Raw genomic sequence first — 16,914 nt, forward strand, 5'->3', positions numbered from 1 at the left:
CACCTGGACCGTCAGCAACGACGGCAAGGGCCAGTACGGCACCTTCACCGTCGACCAGAGCGGCAACTGGAAGTTCGAGCTGGACAACGCCAGCGACAAGGTCCAGGCCCTCAAGGACGGCGAGAAGGTCACCGACACCATCACCGTGACCGTCGACGACGGCCACGGCGGAACGGCGACCAAAACCATCACGGTCACCATCACCGGCACCAACGACGCCGCCGTCATCACCCCGAGCAAGCCGGGCGACGACGCGGGCACGGTCCAGGAAGACGGCAACCTGACCACCGGCGGCAAGCTGGACGTGACCGACAAGGACGCGGGCGAAGCCACCTTCAACCCGCAGACCGACGCCAAGGGCGAGCACGGCAAGTTCTCCATCGACGCCAACGGCAACTGGAAGTACGAGCTCGACAACAACGATCCCAAGGTCCAGGCCCTGGCCGTGGGCGAGAAGCTGGTCGAGACCTTCACCGTCACCACCGCCGACGGCACCTCCAGCACCATCACCGTCACCATCGACGGCACCAACGACGATCCGAAGCTCAGCGGCAAGACCGATGGCGCGGTGACCGAGGACGGCACCGCCACCGCCACCGGCAAGCTCGACGTGACCGACGTCGACGCCAGCGACAAGCACACCTGGACCGTCAGCAACGACGGCAAGGGCCAGTACGGCACCTTCACCGTCGACCAGAGCGGCAACTGGAAGTTCGAGCTGGACAACGCCAGCGACAAGGTCCAGGCCCTGAAGGACGGCGAAAAGGTCACCGACACCATCACCGTGACCGTCGACGACGGCCACGGCGGAACCGCGACCAAGACCATCACGGTCACCATCACCGGCACCAACGACGCCGCCGTCATCACCCCGAGCAAGCCGGGCGACGACGCGGGCACGGTCCAGGAAGACAAGGTCTACACGGCCAACGGCAAGCTCGATGTCGCCGACAAGGATGCCGGCGAAGCCAAGTTCACGCCGCAGACCGACGCCGCCGGCAAGTACGGCACGTTCTCGATCGATGCCAACGGCAACTGGACCTTCAAGCTCGACAACGACGCCAAGGCCGTCCAGCAGCTGGGCGCCAAGGAAAGCCTGACCGAGACCTTCACCGTCACCACCGCCGATGGCACCACCGGGCAGGTCGTGATCACCATCAACGGCACCAACGACGCGCCGACCATCACCGGCGCGGCCGCCGGCAACGTCGAGGAAGACGGCGCCAAGGAAGTCTCCGGCCAACTGACCCAGCACGACGTCGACGTCAACGACAAGCACACCTGGTCGCTGAACAACGATGGCAAGGGCCAGTACGGCTCGTTCACCATCGACGCCACTGGCAAGTGGACCTACACGCTGGACAACGACAGCGCCAAGGTCCAGGCCCTGGCCGAAGGCCAGAAGGTCACCGACACCATCACCGTAACCGTCGACGACGGCAACGGCGGCAAGGCGACCCAGGTCGTCACCGTGACGGTCACCGGCACCAACGATGCCCCCACCATCACCGGCACGGCCACCGGCCAGATCAAGGAAGGCAGCAACCAGGAAGTCACTGGCCAGCTGACCCAGCATGACGTCGACACCAACGACACGCACACGTGGTCGCTGAACAACGACGGCAAGGGTCAGTACGGCACCTTCTCGCTCGACCAGAATGGCAAGTGGACCTATAAGCTCGACAACGCCAACCCGGACGTCAAGGCGCTCAAGGACGGCGAGCACCTGACCGACACCATCACCGTGACCGTCGATGACGGCCATGGCGGCACGGCCACGCAGGTGATCACCATCACCGTCGATGGCACCAGCGACGGCGCCATCATCACCCCGAGCAAGCCGGGTGATGACGCCGGCACGGTCCAGGAAGACAAGGTCTACACGGCCAGCGGCAAGCTCGACGTCACCGACCCCGACGCCGGCGAAGCCGTATTCCGTCCGCAGACCGACTTCGCCGGCAAGTACGGCACATTCTCGATCGACGCCAACGGCAACTGGACCTTCAAGCTCGACAACGACGCCAAGGCCGTCCAGCAGCTGGGCGCCAAGGAGCACCTGACCGAGACGTTCACCGTCACCACCGCCGACGGCACCGCCGGCAAGGTCACCATCACCATCAACGGCACCAACGACGCCCCGACCATCAGCGGCGTGGCCACCGGCGCCGTCAAGGAAGATGGCACGACCACCGCGTCCGGCCAACTGACCCAGACCGACGTCGACGTCAACGACAAGCACACCTGGTCCGTCAACAACGACGGCAAGGGCCAGTACGGCACCTTCACCGTCGACCAGAACGGCAAGTGGACCTACGTGCTGGACAACGACAGCGCCAAGGTCCAGGCCCTGACCGAAGGCCAGAAGGTCACCGACACCATCACCGTAACCGTCGACGACGGCAACGGCGGAACCGCGACCAAGACCATCACCGTCGACATCACCGGCACCAACGATGCCGCCGTCATCACCCCCAGCAAGCCGGGCGATGACGCCGGCACGGTCCAGGAAGACAAGATCTACACGGCCAACGGCAAGCTCGATGTCACCGACAAGGACGCCGGCCAGGCCACCTTCCAGCCGCAGACCGACTTCGCCGGCAAGTACGGCACGTTCTCGATCGACGCCAACGGCAACTGGACCTTCAAGCTCGACAACGACGCCAAGGCCGTCCAGCAGCTGGGCGCCAAGGAACACCTGACCGAGACGTTCACCGTCACCACCGCCGACGGCACCACCGGCAAGGTCACCATCACCATCAACGGCACCAACGACGCCCCGACCATCAGCGGCGTGGCCACCGGCGCCGTCAAGGAAGATGGCACCCAGACGGTGACGGGCCAGTTGGCCAAGGCCGACGTCGACGTCAACGACAAGCACACCTGGTCGCTGAATAATGACGGCAAGGGCCAGTACGGCACCTTCACGCTCGACCAGAGCGGCAAGTGGACCTACGTGCTGGACAACAACAGCGCCAAGGTCCAGGCCCTGGCCGAAGGCCAGAAGGCCACCGACTCCATCACGGTAACGGTGGACGACGGCAACGGCGGCAAGGCCACCCAGGTCATCACCATCGACATCACCGGCACCAACGACGCCCCGACCATCGGCGGCACGGCCACTGGCGCGGTCAAGGAAGACGGTACGCTGGTCACGACCGGCCAGTTGACCAAGACCGACGTCGACACCAACGACACCCACACCTGGTCCGTCAGCAACGAGGGCAAGGGCCAGTACGGCACTTTCACCGTCGATCAGAACGGCAAGTGGACCTACACGCTGGACAACGCCAGCACCAAGGTGCAGGCGCTGAAGGAAGGCGAAACCGTTACCGACACCATCAAGGTCACGGTGGATGACGGCCATGGCGGCACCGCGTTCAAGGAAATCACGGTCACCGTCACCGGCACCAATGACATCGCCAAGATCACCGGCCAGTCCACCGGCGCCGTGATCGAGGACAAGACGCTGGTGACCTCCGGCAAGCTGACGGTCTCGGATGCCGACGCCGGCCAGAGCACGCTGGTCGCCCAGGCCAACGTGGCGGGCAAGTACGGCACGTTCTCGATCGACGCCAACGGCAACTGGACTTACACGCTGAACAACAGCCTGAAGGCCGTCCAGGACCTGCCCGCCGGCGCCGTGCTGAAAGAGAGCTTCGAGGTCGTCTCGGCCGACGGCTCCGCCAAGCAAGTGATAACGGTCGACGTGATCGGCACCAACGACGCGCCGGTGGCCGCCGACAACGCCACCACCGTGGACGCGGGCGGCAACCACACCTTCACCGCCGCCGAGTTCAACTTCAATGACGGCGCCGAAGGCAACCAGCTCGACAGCGTCATCATCACGCGCCTGCCGACCGACGGCACGCTGACGCTGAATGGCCAGGCGGTCTCGATCAACACCGTGGTCTCGGCCGCGGACATCGCCGCGGGCAAGCTGGTCTACACGCCGTCGGCGGCCGGCCAGGACACCTCGTTTGGCTTCCAGGTGCGGGACAACGGCGGCACCGCCAACGGTGGCAAGGACACCTCGGGCGACTACAACTTCGCCATCAAGACCAACAACTTCATCTCGGGCGACAACGACGGCAGCGGCACGGGCACCAAGCCGCCCATCAACGGCGGCAGCGGCGACGACGTCATCCTTGGCGACAAGGGTGGCACGGTCACCACGGTTGAGCCGGGCAAGAACTACAACATCGCGATCGTGGTGGACACGTCGGGCAGTATGTCGGAAGCCTCCGGCACCAAGGGCCTGACGCGCATGCAGCTGACCATCGACGCGCTCAAGAACCTGGCGAACACCCTCAAGGGCCATGACGGCATCGTCAACGTGGCGCTGATCGGCTTCGAATCGACGGCCAGCACCAAGTACACGATCAACGGCTTGAACGCGAGCAACGTCGGCGACCTCATCAAGGCCATCGAGAAGCTCAGCGCCAGCGGCGGCACCAACTACGAAGGCGCGTTCGACGAAGCCGTGAAGTGGTTCAACAAGCAGCCTACCTCGTCCAACGGCCAGGCCTTCGAGAACGTCACGTACTTCCTGACGGACGGCGATCCGACCTTCAGCAACCGTGGCAGCAACGGCGACTGGTGGTCGGGCGGCAGCACCACGAACTACTACGACATGAAGGACGCCGTCGACAAGTTCAAGGGCCTGAGCGGCAAGAGCACCGTGCACGCCATCGGCATCGGCACGGGGGTCAACGAGGCCTACCTGAAGTTCTTTGACAACTCGAGCACGACTGGCACCGGTACGGTCAAGATCGAGGGCACCAACATCACCGGCGCTGTCGGCCAGCCGCAGATCGTCAACACCGCCAAGGACCTGGCCGCCGCGCTGCAGGGCGGCTCGTCCAGCACCGATCCGGCTGCTGTCGGCAACGACATCATCAACGGTGGTGCCGGTAATGACATCATCTTCGGCGACACGCTCAACACCGATGGCAACGTGCTGAACTGGGCCTCGGTGGGCGGCCGCCCCGCCGATCTGGCGCAGGGCTCGGGCCTGAAGGCGCTGCAGGTGTTCCTGGAAATGCGCGACGGACACGCGCCGACCAGCGGCGACCTGTACCAGTACATCAAGGACCACCACGCCGACTTCAACCTCGCCGACGACCCGCGCGGCGGCGATGACACGATCCACGGCGGCACCGGCGACGACATCATCTACGGCCAGGGCGGCAACGATACCCTGTATGGCGATGATGGCAACGACATCATTTACGGTGGCGCCGGCGACGACAAGCTGTACGGCGGCGACGGCAATGACGTACTGCACGGGGGGTCGGGCAACGACGTGCTGGAAGGCGGCAACGGCAACGACCTGCTGATCGGCGGCAAGGGCGACGACACGCTGATCGGCGGCGCCGGCAGCGATACCTTCAAGTGGGAACTGGGCGACCAGGGCACCACCGCCAAGCCGGCTGTCGACACGATCAAGGACTTCTCGCTGGACAAGCCGGCCGATGGCGGCGACATCCTGGACCTGAAGGACCTGCTGGTTGGCGAGAAGGACGGCACGCTGACCCAGTACCTGAACTTCCACAAGGAAGGCAACAACACGGTCATCGACGTCAACACCCAGGGCAAGCTCGGCGCCCAGGGCGCGGACCAGAAGATCGTGCTGGAGAACGTCGACCTGACTCAGGGCGGCCAGCTGAACAACCAGGCCATCATCAATGACCTGTTGCAGAAGGGCAAACTGAACGTCGACCACGGCTAAGCAGTCCCCCGGACAGGGCCGCGCAACGGCCTTGTCCGGTCGAACAAGGCAGGACCAGCGCGGCACGCGGACGGCGTGCGCGGGATTTTTTCCGGATGACGACTGGATCGACCGGAAAAATGTGAAAATCCGTTTCATGCGATCAACCCGCCGTTTCCGCGCCACGCTGAATCTGTGCCGACTGGTTTTGCTCTGCCTGGCTTGCGGCTGGGGCGGCAGTTCCGCCCTGGAGGTCAACGCCGACAAGTTGCAAAGCCTGTCGGCCAGCCGCTATGGCGCCAAGGGCGCCAAGGCGGTGTCGAATTGGCTGCAATTGCTGCGCGCCACGCCCCCCGCGCTGGAAAAGGACCGGCTGGTGGTGGCGAACGATTTCTGGAACCGCGCGCTGCTGTCGGGCGACGACATCACGATCTGGGGCAAGGACGACTACTGGGCCACGCCGCTCGAATCGCTGGGCAAGGGCGCGGGCGATTGCGAAGACTACGTCATCGGCAAGTATTTCACCCTGTTGTCGATGGGCGTGCCGGCCAGCAAGCTGCGCTTCATCTATGTCCGCGCGCGGGTGGGCGGCCCGGCCAGCAGCAGCCAGATCGCCCACATGGTGCTGGGCTACTACGAAACACCCAATGCAGTACCGCTGGTGCTGGACAGCCTGGTCTCGACCATCCTGCCGGCGTCGCAACGGCGCGACCTGACGCCGGTCTTCAGCTTCAATGCCGACGGCGTCTACGTCGACGGCAAACCCGCCGCACCGGTTGACCGCCTCAGCCGCTGGCGCGATCTACTCCAACGCATGGAACGGGAAGGCATACGCCCCTGACGTCCGGAACCACAAGACTATGTCCATACTTCGACAGCTCCTGCTCAGCGTCACCCTCGCGATCGGCGTCATCCTGCTGGGCACCCTGGCGCTCAGCGTCAACGCCGCCCGCGAATACCTGTCGGGCCAATTGCAGGTGCAGGCCACCGACGCCGCCGTGTCGCTGGCGCTGTCGTTGTCGCAGCCGGCCAACAACGACCCGGTGGTGCAGGAACTGCTGGTGTCGGCGCTGTACGACGGCGGCCACTTCTCGCTGGTGCGCCTGGCCGATCCGGAAGGCAAGGTGCTGATCGAGCGCCAATCGACCGCCACCGCCGCCTCGGTGCCCGCCTGGTTCCGCGCCCTGGCGCCGCTGGACGCGCGCTCGGCCTCGCACGCCGTCAGCGACGGCTGGCGCCAGATCGGCGAGGTGACGCTGGTGGCCAACGACGCCTACGCCTGGGAAGCCCTGTGGCGCAGCAGCCTGCGCATGATCGCGCTGGTGCTGGGCGCGGGCCTGATCTGGGCGCTGTTCGCCTTCGCGCTGGTCGGCTGGATCAAGAACCGGCTGCTGCGCGAGGTCAGCGACCACGTCCGCAGCATCGGCCAGGACACGCCGCCGCGGCAGATGGAAGCGCGCGTGCCGGAACTGTCCGACGTGGTGCAGGCGCTCAACCAGACCCGCGAACGCGTCTACGCCAGCGCCGAGGAACAGAACGCCAAGATCGAATCCCTGGAGCTGGAGCTGAACCAGGACCCGGTCACCCGCCTGCCCAACCGCAAGTACTTCGTCAACGAATTCCGCCGCGCGCTCGAAACCGGCCCGGCCGCCGGTCACGCACCGGCCCGCGCCGGCACGGACGGCGGCCATGTGCTGGTGTTCCGCCAGCGCGACCTGGCCGACCTGAACCGCCACATGCCGCGCGAGTTCATCGACCAGTGGCTGCGCGCCGCCTGCGAACGCATCCAGGCCTCGCTCAAGTCGCTGCACGTGGCCGATCCGCTGCTGGCGCGCCTGAACGGTTCCGATTTCGCCCTGCTGCTGCCGGGCTGCGCGGCGCCGCAGGCGATGATGATCGCCGAACAACTGCGCGCCGACCTGCACGCCTCGCGCATTCCGGTCGGCGAGGGCCACCTGTGCCGCTGGGCCCAGGCCATGGCCGACTATAGCCGCGGCAACCAGGCCGGCCCCGTGCTGTCACGACTGGACTTCGGCCTGATGCGGGCCGAGAGCGCCGGCAACGACCAGGTCGTGATCGCGGGCGCCGCCGACGCGCAATCGCCCTCCGAATCCGGCGAGCGCGCCTGGAAGGACGCGATCCTGTCGGCGCTGGAAGACCACCGCTTCGAGCTGGCCACCGAGCCGCTGCGCGACGCCGCCGGCGTTCCCATCCGTACCGAGGCGATGCTGATGCTGCGCACCGCCGCCGACCAGGCGCCGATTCCCGCCACTCTGTTCATTCCGCCCGCGGTGCGGCTCGACCTGGTGGCCGACTGCGACCTGCAGGCCGTGAGCCTGGGGTTGGACTGGCTGGCCGCCCACGACGGCGAGCTGACCCTGCGCGTCGCCCTGCCCTCGCTGCGCGGCCAGAAATATTTCCGGCAGCTGGCGCTGCTGCTGACCGAACGCAAGGCACTGGCGCGGCGCCTGTTCCTGGAAATCGATGCCCACGGGCTGGTCGAGTGTCACGAGCAGATCGCCACGCTGGCCCGGGTGGCGTCGGAATTCGGCGCCCATATCGGCGTGCGCCGCCTGGCGCAGCAGTTCGGCGCGGTGGCGCAACTGCACACGCTGCCGCTGTCCTACGTGAAACTGGGCGGCGGCTTCATCGGCGGCATGTCGCAAAGCCCCGGCAGCCAGCAATTGACCGCATCTGTGCTGGAAACCGCGCGCAAGCTCGATATCGCGGTCTACGCGGAAGACGTGCCGGACAGCGAAACGCGCCGCATCCTGGCCGACCTGGGCATCAGCGTGATGCGCGGCCCGGGCGTGAAACTGCCGGCCTGAGGCCGGCAGTCGTCAAATCGGCAGGAGGGGCTTGCGGCAGTCCCGCCGCGGGGGATCCCGCGCCTGAAGGGCACCGGCGGGCCTGGCGTTGCGCCCGCCCCCGCCTGGCGGCGCGCTAGCGCGCCGCGCCGGCCTTGGATTGCTGGTACAGCGGCAGCACCTGCTGGGCCGCGCCCTGCAGGTCGGTGATGCGCGAGGCCGCCGAGGGGTGGGTCGACAGGATCTCGGGCGGGGCGCTGCCATTGTCGGCGGCGCCCATCTTCTGCCATAGCGTGACCGCGGCGCGCGGATCGAAACCCGCGCGCGCGGCCAGCTCGACGCCCATGCGGTCGGCCTCGGTTTCATGCGTGCGGCTGTTGGGCAGCGTGAACATCACGTCGCTGAGCTTGCCGCCCAGGTCCGACGCGGCGCTCGACCCCGTGGCGATGGACAACACCTGCAAGCCGAGATTGGTGGCCATCTGCTGCGACACGCGCTCGCGCGCATGTTCGCGCAAGGCATGGGAGATCTCATGGCCCAGCACCGCCGCCAGCTCGTCGTCAGTGGGCTTGATCTTGTTGATCAGGCCGGTATAGACGGCGATCTTGCCCCCCGGCATGCACCAGGCGTTGACCTCGTCGCTGGTCAGCACGTGCACTTCCCACTTCCACGCGGACGCGTCGGGGCGGAACACGCCGGTCTGCGCGATCAGGCGCTGCGAAATGGCGCGCACCCGCGACACCTGCTGCGCGTCGCGATCCAGCAGGTTCTTGGCCTGCGCCTGCTTGATGATATCGGCGTATTGCTGGTTCGCCTCCTGCTCCAGGGCCTGCGACGGCACCATGCTGGACATGTACTGGGTGCGATTGACGCCGATGGCGCCGGACTGGGTGGTGTTCATCCCGGTGCACCCCGCCAGGGCCACCAGGGACAGCGCGGCCGCCATGCGGCGCAACGGATAACGGTTCAGGCTCATGCCAGCCTCCTACAACGGTCAGGAACGATGGAATCCGGCCTCAGCCCGGCTCGCCGCACTGGCCGCGATGGCGCAGCGCGTGGTCGATCAGCACCAGGGCCAGCATGGCCTCGGCGATGGGCGTGGCGCGGATGCCGACACAGGGATCGTGACGGCCCAGCGTCTGCACCATGACGGGTTCGTTGGCGCGGTTGACCGAGCGGCGCTCGACCCGGATGCTGGAGGTGGGCTTGATGGCCAGCGAAACCGTGACCGGCTGGCCGGTCGAAATGCCGCCCAGCACGCCGCCGGCGTGGTTGGTCAGGAAGCCATCGGGCGTGATCTCGTCGCCATGCTCGGAGCCGCGCTGCGCGATGCAATCGAAGCCGGCGCCGATCGAGACGCCCTTGACCGCGTTCAGGCCCATCATCACGTGGGCGATGTCGGCATCCAGGCGATCATAAATAGGCTCGCCCCACCCGGCCGGCAGGTTCTCGGCCACCACCTCGATGCGCGCGCCGACCGAATCGCCATCGCGCCGCAGTTGGTCCATATAGGCTTCCAGTTCGGGCACGACCTCGGCGTTGGGCGCGTAGAACGGATTGTTCGGCACTTCATCCCACGACACGAACGGAATCGCGATGGGGCCCAGCTGGCTCATGTAGCCGCGCACCTTCACGCCGTACTGCTCGGCCAGCCACTTCTTGGCCACGGCGCCGGCGGCCACCGTGGGCGCCGTCAGGCGCGCCGACGAACGGCCGCCGCCGCGCGGATCGCGCAGGCCGAACTTGCGCCAGTAGGCGTAGTCGGCATGGCCCGGCCGGAAGGTGTCGGTGATGTTGGAGTAGTCCTTGCTGCGCGCATCGGTGTTGCGGATCAGCAGGCCGATGGGCGTGCCCGTGGTCAGGCCCTCGTAGACGCCCGACAGGATTTCGACCTGGTCCGCTTCCTGGCGCTGGGTGACGTGGCGCGACGTGCCAGGGCGGCGGCGGTCCAGTTCGCGCTGGATGTCGGCCGCTTCCAGGGGCATGCCCGGCGGGCAGCCATCGATGACGCAACCGATGGCCGGCCCGTGGGATTCGCCAAAATTCGTGACGGTGAACAGAGTACCGAGGGTATTGCCGGGCATAGGAAGTCAACAGTGGGTTTGCAAGCAACCCAGATTATGACACCGCCGACGCCAAAGCCTGAATTTCCGCGGCCGGCGCCGGGCGTCCCAGCAGGAAGCCCTGCATCACGCGGCAGCCCAGCGACTTGAGGATCTCGCGTTGACCTTCGGTTTCGACGCCCTCGGCCACCACCGGCAGGTGCATCGCCTGACACAGTCCGAAAAGCGCCGACACCACCTCGCGGCTGCCGGCGTCGGATTCAAGCGCGGAAATGAAGCTGCGGTCGATCTTGACCCAATCGATGGGCAGGTGCCGCAGGTGGTTCAGGCTGGAGTAGCCGCAACCGAAGTCATCCAGCGCCACGCCGATGCCCTTGGCCCGCAGCGTGTTCAAGATCTTCACGTGGCGCTCGTAGTGCAGGATGAAAAGCGACTCGGTGATCTCCAGCACCAGCTTGCGCGGCGCCAGCTTGGTCGTGGCCAGCACGTCGGAAACCAGCTGCACCAGACCGTCCTCGTTCATCTGCTTGACCGACAGGTTCACGTGCACGCGCCAGGCTGGCGGCCACAGCGCGGCCTGCGAGCAGGCGCGCTCCAGGATCCAGGCGCCCAGCGGCACGATCAGGCCGCTGCGCTCGGCCAGCTCGATGGTCACGGCCGGAGACACACTGCCCAGTTCGGGGTGGTGCCAGCGCAGCAGGGCCTCGCAGCCTTGCACCACACCGGTGCCGCTGTCGCACACCGGCTGGTAGTACAGCTCGAACTGGTCCATCGACGCGGTGGTCAGCGCCAGCCGCAGGTCGTTTTCCAACCCCTGCTGGTCGCGCTGGCGCGCCAGCATGCGGAAATCGAACATGTTCCAGCCCGGTCCGCCGCGCTCCTTGAGGGGCACCATGGCGACCTGCACGCAGCGCTGCAGTTCTTCCACGCTGCGACCGTGGTCTGGATACAACGCCGCCCCCACGCGAAACACCGCGATCAGGGGTCGGCCACCCAGTTCATAGGGCACGGACAAGTCTTCGAGCAGCTTGGCGGACACCTGCGCGGCGCCCTGCTCGTCCACGTCGGGAATGCATACGGTGAAGGCATCGGTGCCGGTGCGGGCCACCATGCCGCCCAGCGCACGGGTCACGAGGCTGAGCCGGTCGGCCACCATCACCAGCAGGGTCTGGTCCTCGCCGGCGCGCAGCATCGCGCTGATCTCGGCGTACTGGTCGAAACTGACCAGGAAGAACGCGCCGATGCCGCGGGTGCCAGGGCGAGTGCGCGCGATGCCGAGGGATTCCCGGTCTTCCGGGGCCGGTCCGCGGGGTCCGAACACCCCCCGGCCCGACTGCCGTTCGGCCTGATTCAGCCACGCGCGGGCGCGACGCTGCAGCTCCCGCTGGCTCAGGACGCCGGTCAATTCGTCACGCGTCAGCCGGCCGCGCAGCACGCGTTCCCGGCGGACGAAAAACAAACATGTCGCTGCAAGTGCGCCCGCGAGCGTCAGGCACAGTGCGAGCAGGTAACTCTCACGCACGGAGCCCCCTATCTAGAAACCCTTGGCGTTGCGGTCCGGAAAGAAACCCAAGGGCTGTAACATTTTTTAAATTATGCATTATTTTCGCAAAAAAACGCCACACTTCAGGAGCAACGCGCTCCCTTTCCTTCGATTCCTGCCCTGATCTGGTTGCTCGCGAGGGGTCATGACGGTCCTTGGATAGCAGTCGCTGGCCGGTCCTTTGCGCCATGCCGTGTTCTTACTACGACAGCCTGAACCGGAAAATTAATACGGCCTGTCTCAATAGTTATCATCCGGGCAATTATCACGATCGAAATAATTGCACAGGCTGTCTGATATCGCAGGTCATTTCGTAATATTCTGTATGTTCTGTGACATGCCGAATTACAGCGCAGGCGACGACACTGAGGTATTAGTAACGTGTGTCACGTTTCTTATCCAGCCTTTTTCGCTTACGGGCGCTTGCGCTGCCTGATGTTCCCCCTTTCACTGGCATGCCGGCCTGGCGCGGCACCGGCAACAATACGGGCCACGAAGGGAATCCCTGACCCATGTTCACACTACGCCGGCTGATCCTCTGTACCGCTCTCCTGATTGCCTTCATCCTGCTCGGCGCGCAGGCCCTGGGGATGCTGGCCGCCCACCGCTATCTGAATTCGCAACTGGCCCAGCAGGGTCAGGCCGGCGCCAGCGCGCTGGCCTGGGCCTTGTCGCACAACCCCGACGGCGCGCGCGACCCGCGCAAGCTGGCCGATGACCTGTTCGGCGCCGGCATGTACACCCTGGTGCGCATTGCCGGAGAAAACGGGGACACACAAATCGAGCGCCGCGATCCGGCGGCCGGACAAACCGAGGCCGCGCGCGACTGGCGCCCCGCCTGGCTGGGGCTCGAAGCGCCTGCGGCGACCCGGCCGTATGTCGGCACGGATGGCCGGCGCCTGGGTACCGTCACGGTCCAGGCCGATGCCCGGCTGGCGCGCGAGACGCTCTGGCAAGGCGGCGTCCGGGTCATCGGGCTGACGCTGGCCGCCGGTGTTTTCTGGCTCTTGTTCGCCACCAATCTGTTGCGCTGGATCGAAACGCGGGCCTCTCGGGATATCTGCGAACGGGTACGCGCGCTGGCGCCGGGCGCCGCGGGCGCGCCCGGCCGCGCCTGTGAACTGGCGGGCGTGGACCAGGCCTTGGTCGACGCCCAGCGCCAGGTCGCCGCGACCGTGCAGGAGCAGAACGCCCGCATCGAATCGCTGCAAAGCGAGATCCAGCGCGACGCCGTCACCCGCCTGCCGAACCGCAAGTTCTTCATCGACCACTTCCGCCAGGCGCTGGCCAGCCAGGAGCCCGAGGCCGGCGGCCATCTCCTGATGTTCCGCCAGCGCGATCTGGCCCAGATCAACCGCCACCTGTCGCGCGCCTTTACCGACCAGTGGCTGCGCTCATCGTCCGACCGCCTGCGCAAGCTGGTCGACGGTAGCGGCGACCCGCACATGACGCTGGCGCGCATCGGCGGCTCGGACTTCGCACTGCTGATGCCGCGCACCTCGGCCCCCCAGGCCGGCATGCTGGCCGAACGCGTGCGACGCGAACTGCGCTCCTTGCGGGTGCCGATGGACAAGCAGGGCTGGTGCCGCTGGGCGCTGGCGATGACCGCGTTCACGCCGGGCGACAACATGCGCGACACACTGGCGCGGCTGGACCACGCCCTGATGTGCGCGGAAAGCGCCGACGACGACCAGATCGCGCCGGCCAGCCAGGCGGCCGACAGCACCCGCATCGGTGAATACAGCTGGCACGATGCCCTGGCCACCGCGCTGGAGCAGCATCGGTTCTCGCTCTCGACCCAGCCCTTGGCCGATGTCGCGGGCGCCCTGCTGCACTACGAAGCCAGCCTGACCCTGCACGACACCAGCGGCGCCGATCCCGTGCCGGCCGCCATCTTCATGCCGCCGGCGGTGCGCCTGGGGCTCTCGGCCGAATGCGACATCCAGGCGGTCCGCCTCGGGCTGGACTGGCTGTACACCCACCCCGACGCGCTGGCGGTCCATATCTCGCAAGCCTCGCTGGCCCAGGGCGCTTTCCTGTCGCGGCTGGAACGCATGCTGGCCGATCGGCCGGCCCTGGCCAGCCGCCTGATCATCGAGGTGGACGCGGCCGCCCTGATGGAACACGGCGCCGACATGGGCCAGTTGTGCCAGACCGTCACCGCCGCCGGCGGCCGCGTCGGCCTGTCGCGCCTGTCGCAACAGTTCGGCGCGATGGAACACCTGCACGCCTACCCCCTGTCATACGTGAAACTGTGCGGCAGCTTCATCACCGGCATCGCGCACAGCCCTGGCAGCCAGCACCTGGCCGCGACCGTCGTGGCCACCGCCGCTTCGCTCGGCATGGCGGTGTACGCCGAAGACGTGCCCGACGATGCCGCGCGTTCCATCCTGGAGAAAATCGGCGTCCACGCGCTTCGCGGCGCTGGCGTAAACTTCGCCCGCGCACACGACCCTGCGCCTGACCAACAGTGGATTTCTCGTTGACGGAAGGATTGCTTCTTCACCTCCCCGATCTGCAGATCGGCCTGGCCGCCGGCACCGCCCTGGCTTGCGCGGTAGCCTGCGCGATCAGCTGGCTCTATACCCGCGCGCCGATCTACGGCGCCGGCCTGGCCTTCGTCCTGGTGGAGGGCGTGCTGCGCGCCCAGCCCGCGCTGTTTCCCGCCGGCGCGTTGCAGGCCGGCTCCTACGCCGCCCTGCTGGCCCTGTCCATTCCCCTGATCGCCGGCCGCCCCGCCGCCGCGCGCCTGGCGATGGCGTGTCGCTGGGCCGGCATCGCGCTGACCGGCCTGGCGGCGCTGGCGCTGATCTTCGTCTACGACGCCAGCGGCCGCCTGATGCCAACGCTGGTCGCCGGCGCCGGCGCCGCCGCCAGCGCGGTACTGGCGGTATGGTTCCTGGCCGCCGCCGCCGGCCCCATGCCGCGCCGAGCCGCCGCCTTGGCCCTGGGCGCGGCGCACCTGGCATCGGTCTGGATCCTGGGCCATGACGCCTGGTCCGCGCCGGGCGATGGCGCGCTGGCGGCGCCGCTGGCGCGGCTGCTGCTGGTACTGGCCGCTCTCCTGCTGGCCGGGTTGGAACCGCGCTCGCGGCAGGCAGCCACGCAGCGGAATGCCAACGATGCCGAGCAATGGGTCGAAGGGGAATTGCGACTGGTGGAAATGGCTGGCGCCCTCGATACCCAGCGCCAGATGAATGCCCTGATCTCGCACGAACTGCGCGCGCCGCTGGCCACGATCAGCGCGGCGGCCCAGTCGCTCGACATGATTTTGTCGGGCAGCGGCGAAACCGTGGACAGCCGCCTGGCGCGCATTCACCGTTCGGTCAGCCGGATGACCGAACTGATGGAACAACTGCTGAACCAGGACCGACTGGGCGAGCAAGCCTGGACACCGCGGGCCGAACTGACCGACATGACCGAGCTGGCCCGCGACGCCGTCGCCGCCATGCAGCCCGACACCGCCCACGCGCTGCGGCTGCAAGCGGGCAGCGGCTCGCTGCCGGTCTATTGCGACCGCGCGCTCACGGGTGTGGTGGTGCGCAACCTGATCCACAACGCGGTCAAGTATTCACCGGCCAGCGAACCGATCCGCATCGAGACCGGCCACGCCGAAGCAAACGGCGCGCCGATGGCGTGGGTGGCGGTCACGGATCGTGGCCCGGGCATCGGCCCGGAAGAGCAGGCCCGTATCTTCGAACCGCGCTTCCGGCGCGCGGCGCACCGCGAAACGCAAGGCATGGGAATCGGGCTGTACCTGGCCCGCCGCATCTGCCAGAGCCAGGGCGGCTCGCTCACGATGCAGAGCGAAGTGGGCGTGGGCACGCGCTTCGTCATCACCCTGCCCGCCCGGCCCCCCGAGCCGGATACGCCCGCTCAGGCGGCGAAGGATCAGGCGGCGAACACGTAGCCCTGGCCGCGCACGGACAGCACGGGCAGTTTCAGGCCCGCGCTCTGCGCCTTGGCGCGCAGGCGGCTGACCAGCACGTCGATGCGGCGCAACTCGAAACCGCCCGGGCTGTCGGGCAGGAACAGCTCGGCCAGCGCCTGGCGGCTGACCGCGGAACCGGCCGCGTCCATCAGGGCCACCAGGAACGTGCGTTCCTGGGCGCTCAGGTGCAGCGAGGCGCCATCGGGCGCCACCAGGATCCAGCCACCATCCTGCAGCGACCACGACGTGTCGGCGGCCGCGCGCGTCTCGGCGTCGGCCGGTCGCGGCGACTTGGCCAGGCGCATGCGCCGCGCCAGGCTGCGAATTACCGAACTGAGTTCAAGCAGGTCGACCGGCTTGGTCATGTAGACATCGGCGCCGCCTTCCAGGCCGCGCACCCGGTCTTCGAGCGCGCTGCGCCCGGTCAGCATGACAATGCCGACCGGACTGAGCGCGCGCAGCCGCGTCGCCACCGAAAAACCGTCTTCTCCCGGAAGATGGGCATCGAGAATGACGATATCGCAAGGTTGTTCCTGCAAGCGGCGGTAGAACGCCGCGGCATTGTCACAGGCGAACGCCACACGGAAACCGTACCCGCCCAGGCCCAACGCCAACTCCTCCCGGAAGTCCGCGTCATCCTCAAGCAGGCCGATACACAGCAAACCATCTGCGCCAGGCATATTCAGAGTGCTTTTATATTGAAAATTGTCGACAAATGCCCCAGTGACAGGCATGCCACCTGAGTGTCCCGCAGGCGACAATCTTACGACTTTTACAATGGAAACGAATGATTGCAGAGAAAAAAACCGCGATTTTTCGTCTCATTGCGCCAATTTTCCTTGCCTTCCCCGCTCAAAATACCG

Annotated in this window: 9 protein-coding genes; 5 read left to right on the forward strand and 4 right to left on the reverse strand. The window is 67.0% G+C overall.

From position 1 onward, the window contains the following. From HV742_RS26095 to HV742_RS26105, 3 genes are all read left to right on the forward strand, one after another. A partial coding sequence (locus HV742_RS26095) for a VCBS domain-containing protein (RefSeq protein ID WP_175146733.1) occupies window positions 1–5,728 on the forward strand: 5,728 nt, incomplete at its 5' end. 136 nt (window positions 5,729–5,864) lie between these two features. Then, window positions 5,865–6,548, forward strand: coding sequence for a transglutaminase-like cysteine peptidase (locus HV742_RS26100; protein ID WP_100503775.1), 684 nt, complete (start codon window positions 5,865–5,867; stop codon window positions 6,546–6,548). A gap of 19 nt (window positions 6,549–6,567) precedes the next feature. After that, a complete protein-coding gene (locus tag HV742_RS26105) occupies window positions 6,568–8,535 on the forward strand; it encodes a bifunctional diguanylate cyclase/phosphodiesterase (protein WP_059269755.1) in 1,968 nt (655 codons plus the stop codon). Window positions 8,536–8,650: 115 nt separating this feature from the next. Here the strand turns inward: HV742_RS26105 and HV742_RS26110 are convergent, their stop codons facing one another. The 3 genes from HV742_RS26110 to HV742_RS26120 are packed head-to-tail and all read right to left on the reverse strand — an operon-like array spanning window position 8,651 to window position 12,099. Continuing rightward, entirely contained in the window at window positions 8,651–9,490 is an 840-nt protein-coding gene (locus HV742_RS26110) for a M48 family metallopeptidase (RefSeq protein ID WP_175146734.1), read from the reverse strand. A 40-nt stretch (window positions 9,491–9,530) separates the two neighbouring features. Next, window positions 9,531–10,598 carry a chorismate synthase gene (gene aroC / locus HV742_RS26115; protein ID WP_049075116.1) on the reverse strand — a complete coding sequence of 356 codons (1,068 nt, stop codon included), beginning with the start codon at window positions 10,596–10,598 and terminating at the stop codon, window positions 9,531–9,533. Between the two features lie 34 nt (window positions 10,599–10,632). After that, window positions 10,633–12,099 (reverse strand): putative bifunctional diguanylate cyclase/phosphodiesterase, encoded by a 1,467-nt coding sequence (locus HV742_RS26120; protein WP_175146735.1) that lies wholly within the window; start codon window positions 12,097–12,099, stop codon window positions 10,633–10,635. 533 nt (window positions 12,100–12,632) lie between these two features. On the opposite strand from HV742_RS26120, the gene HV742_RS26125 reads away from it, so the two are divergent. Together HV742_RS26125 and HV742_RS26130 are read left to right on the forward strand one after the other, a co-directional pair. Then, window positions 12,633–14,606 (forward strand): bifunctional diguanylate cyclase/phosphodiesterase, encoded by a 1,974-nt coding sequence (locus tag HV742_RS26125; RefSeq protein WP_175146736.1) that lies wholly within the window; start codon window positions 12,633–12,635, stop codon window positions 14,604–14,606. Between the two features lie 8 nt (window positions 14,607–14,614). Next, window positions 14,615–16,030, forward strand: a complete 1,416-nt coding sequence (locus HV742_RS26130; RefSeq protein ID WP_254601256.1) for a sensor histidine kinase — start codon at window positions 14,615–14,617, stop codon at window positions 16,028–16,030. On the opposite strand, the gene HV742_RS26135 is transcribed toward HV742_RS26130, so the two are convergent. After that, window positions 16,012–16,731: a response regulator transcription factor gene (locus tag HV742_RS26135; protein ID WP_049075123.1), complete on the reverse strand. Its 720-nt coding sequence runs from the start codon at window positions 16,729–16,731 to the stop codon at window positions 16,012–16,014. The two genes, HV742_RS26130 and HV742_RS26135, sit on opposite strands and share 19 nt — an antisense overlap. Window positions 16,732–16,914 lie beyond the last annotated feature (183 nt).

It is taken from the genome of Achromobacter ruhlandii (genome assembly GCF_902859695.1).
GTDB classification, from domain to species: domain Bacteria; phylum Pseudomonadota; class Gammaproteobacteria; order Burkholderiales; family Burkholderiaceae_B; genus Achromobacter; species Achromobacter ruhlandii.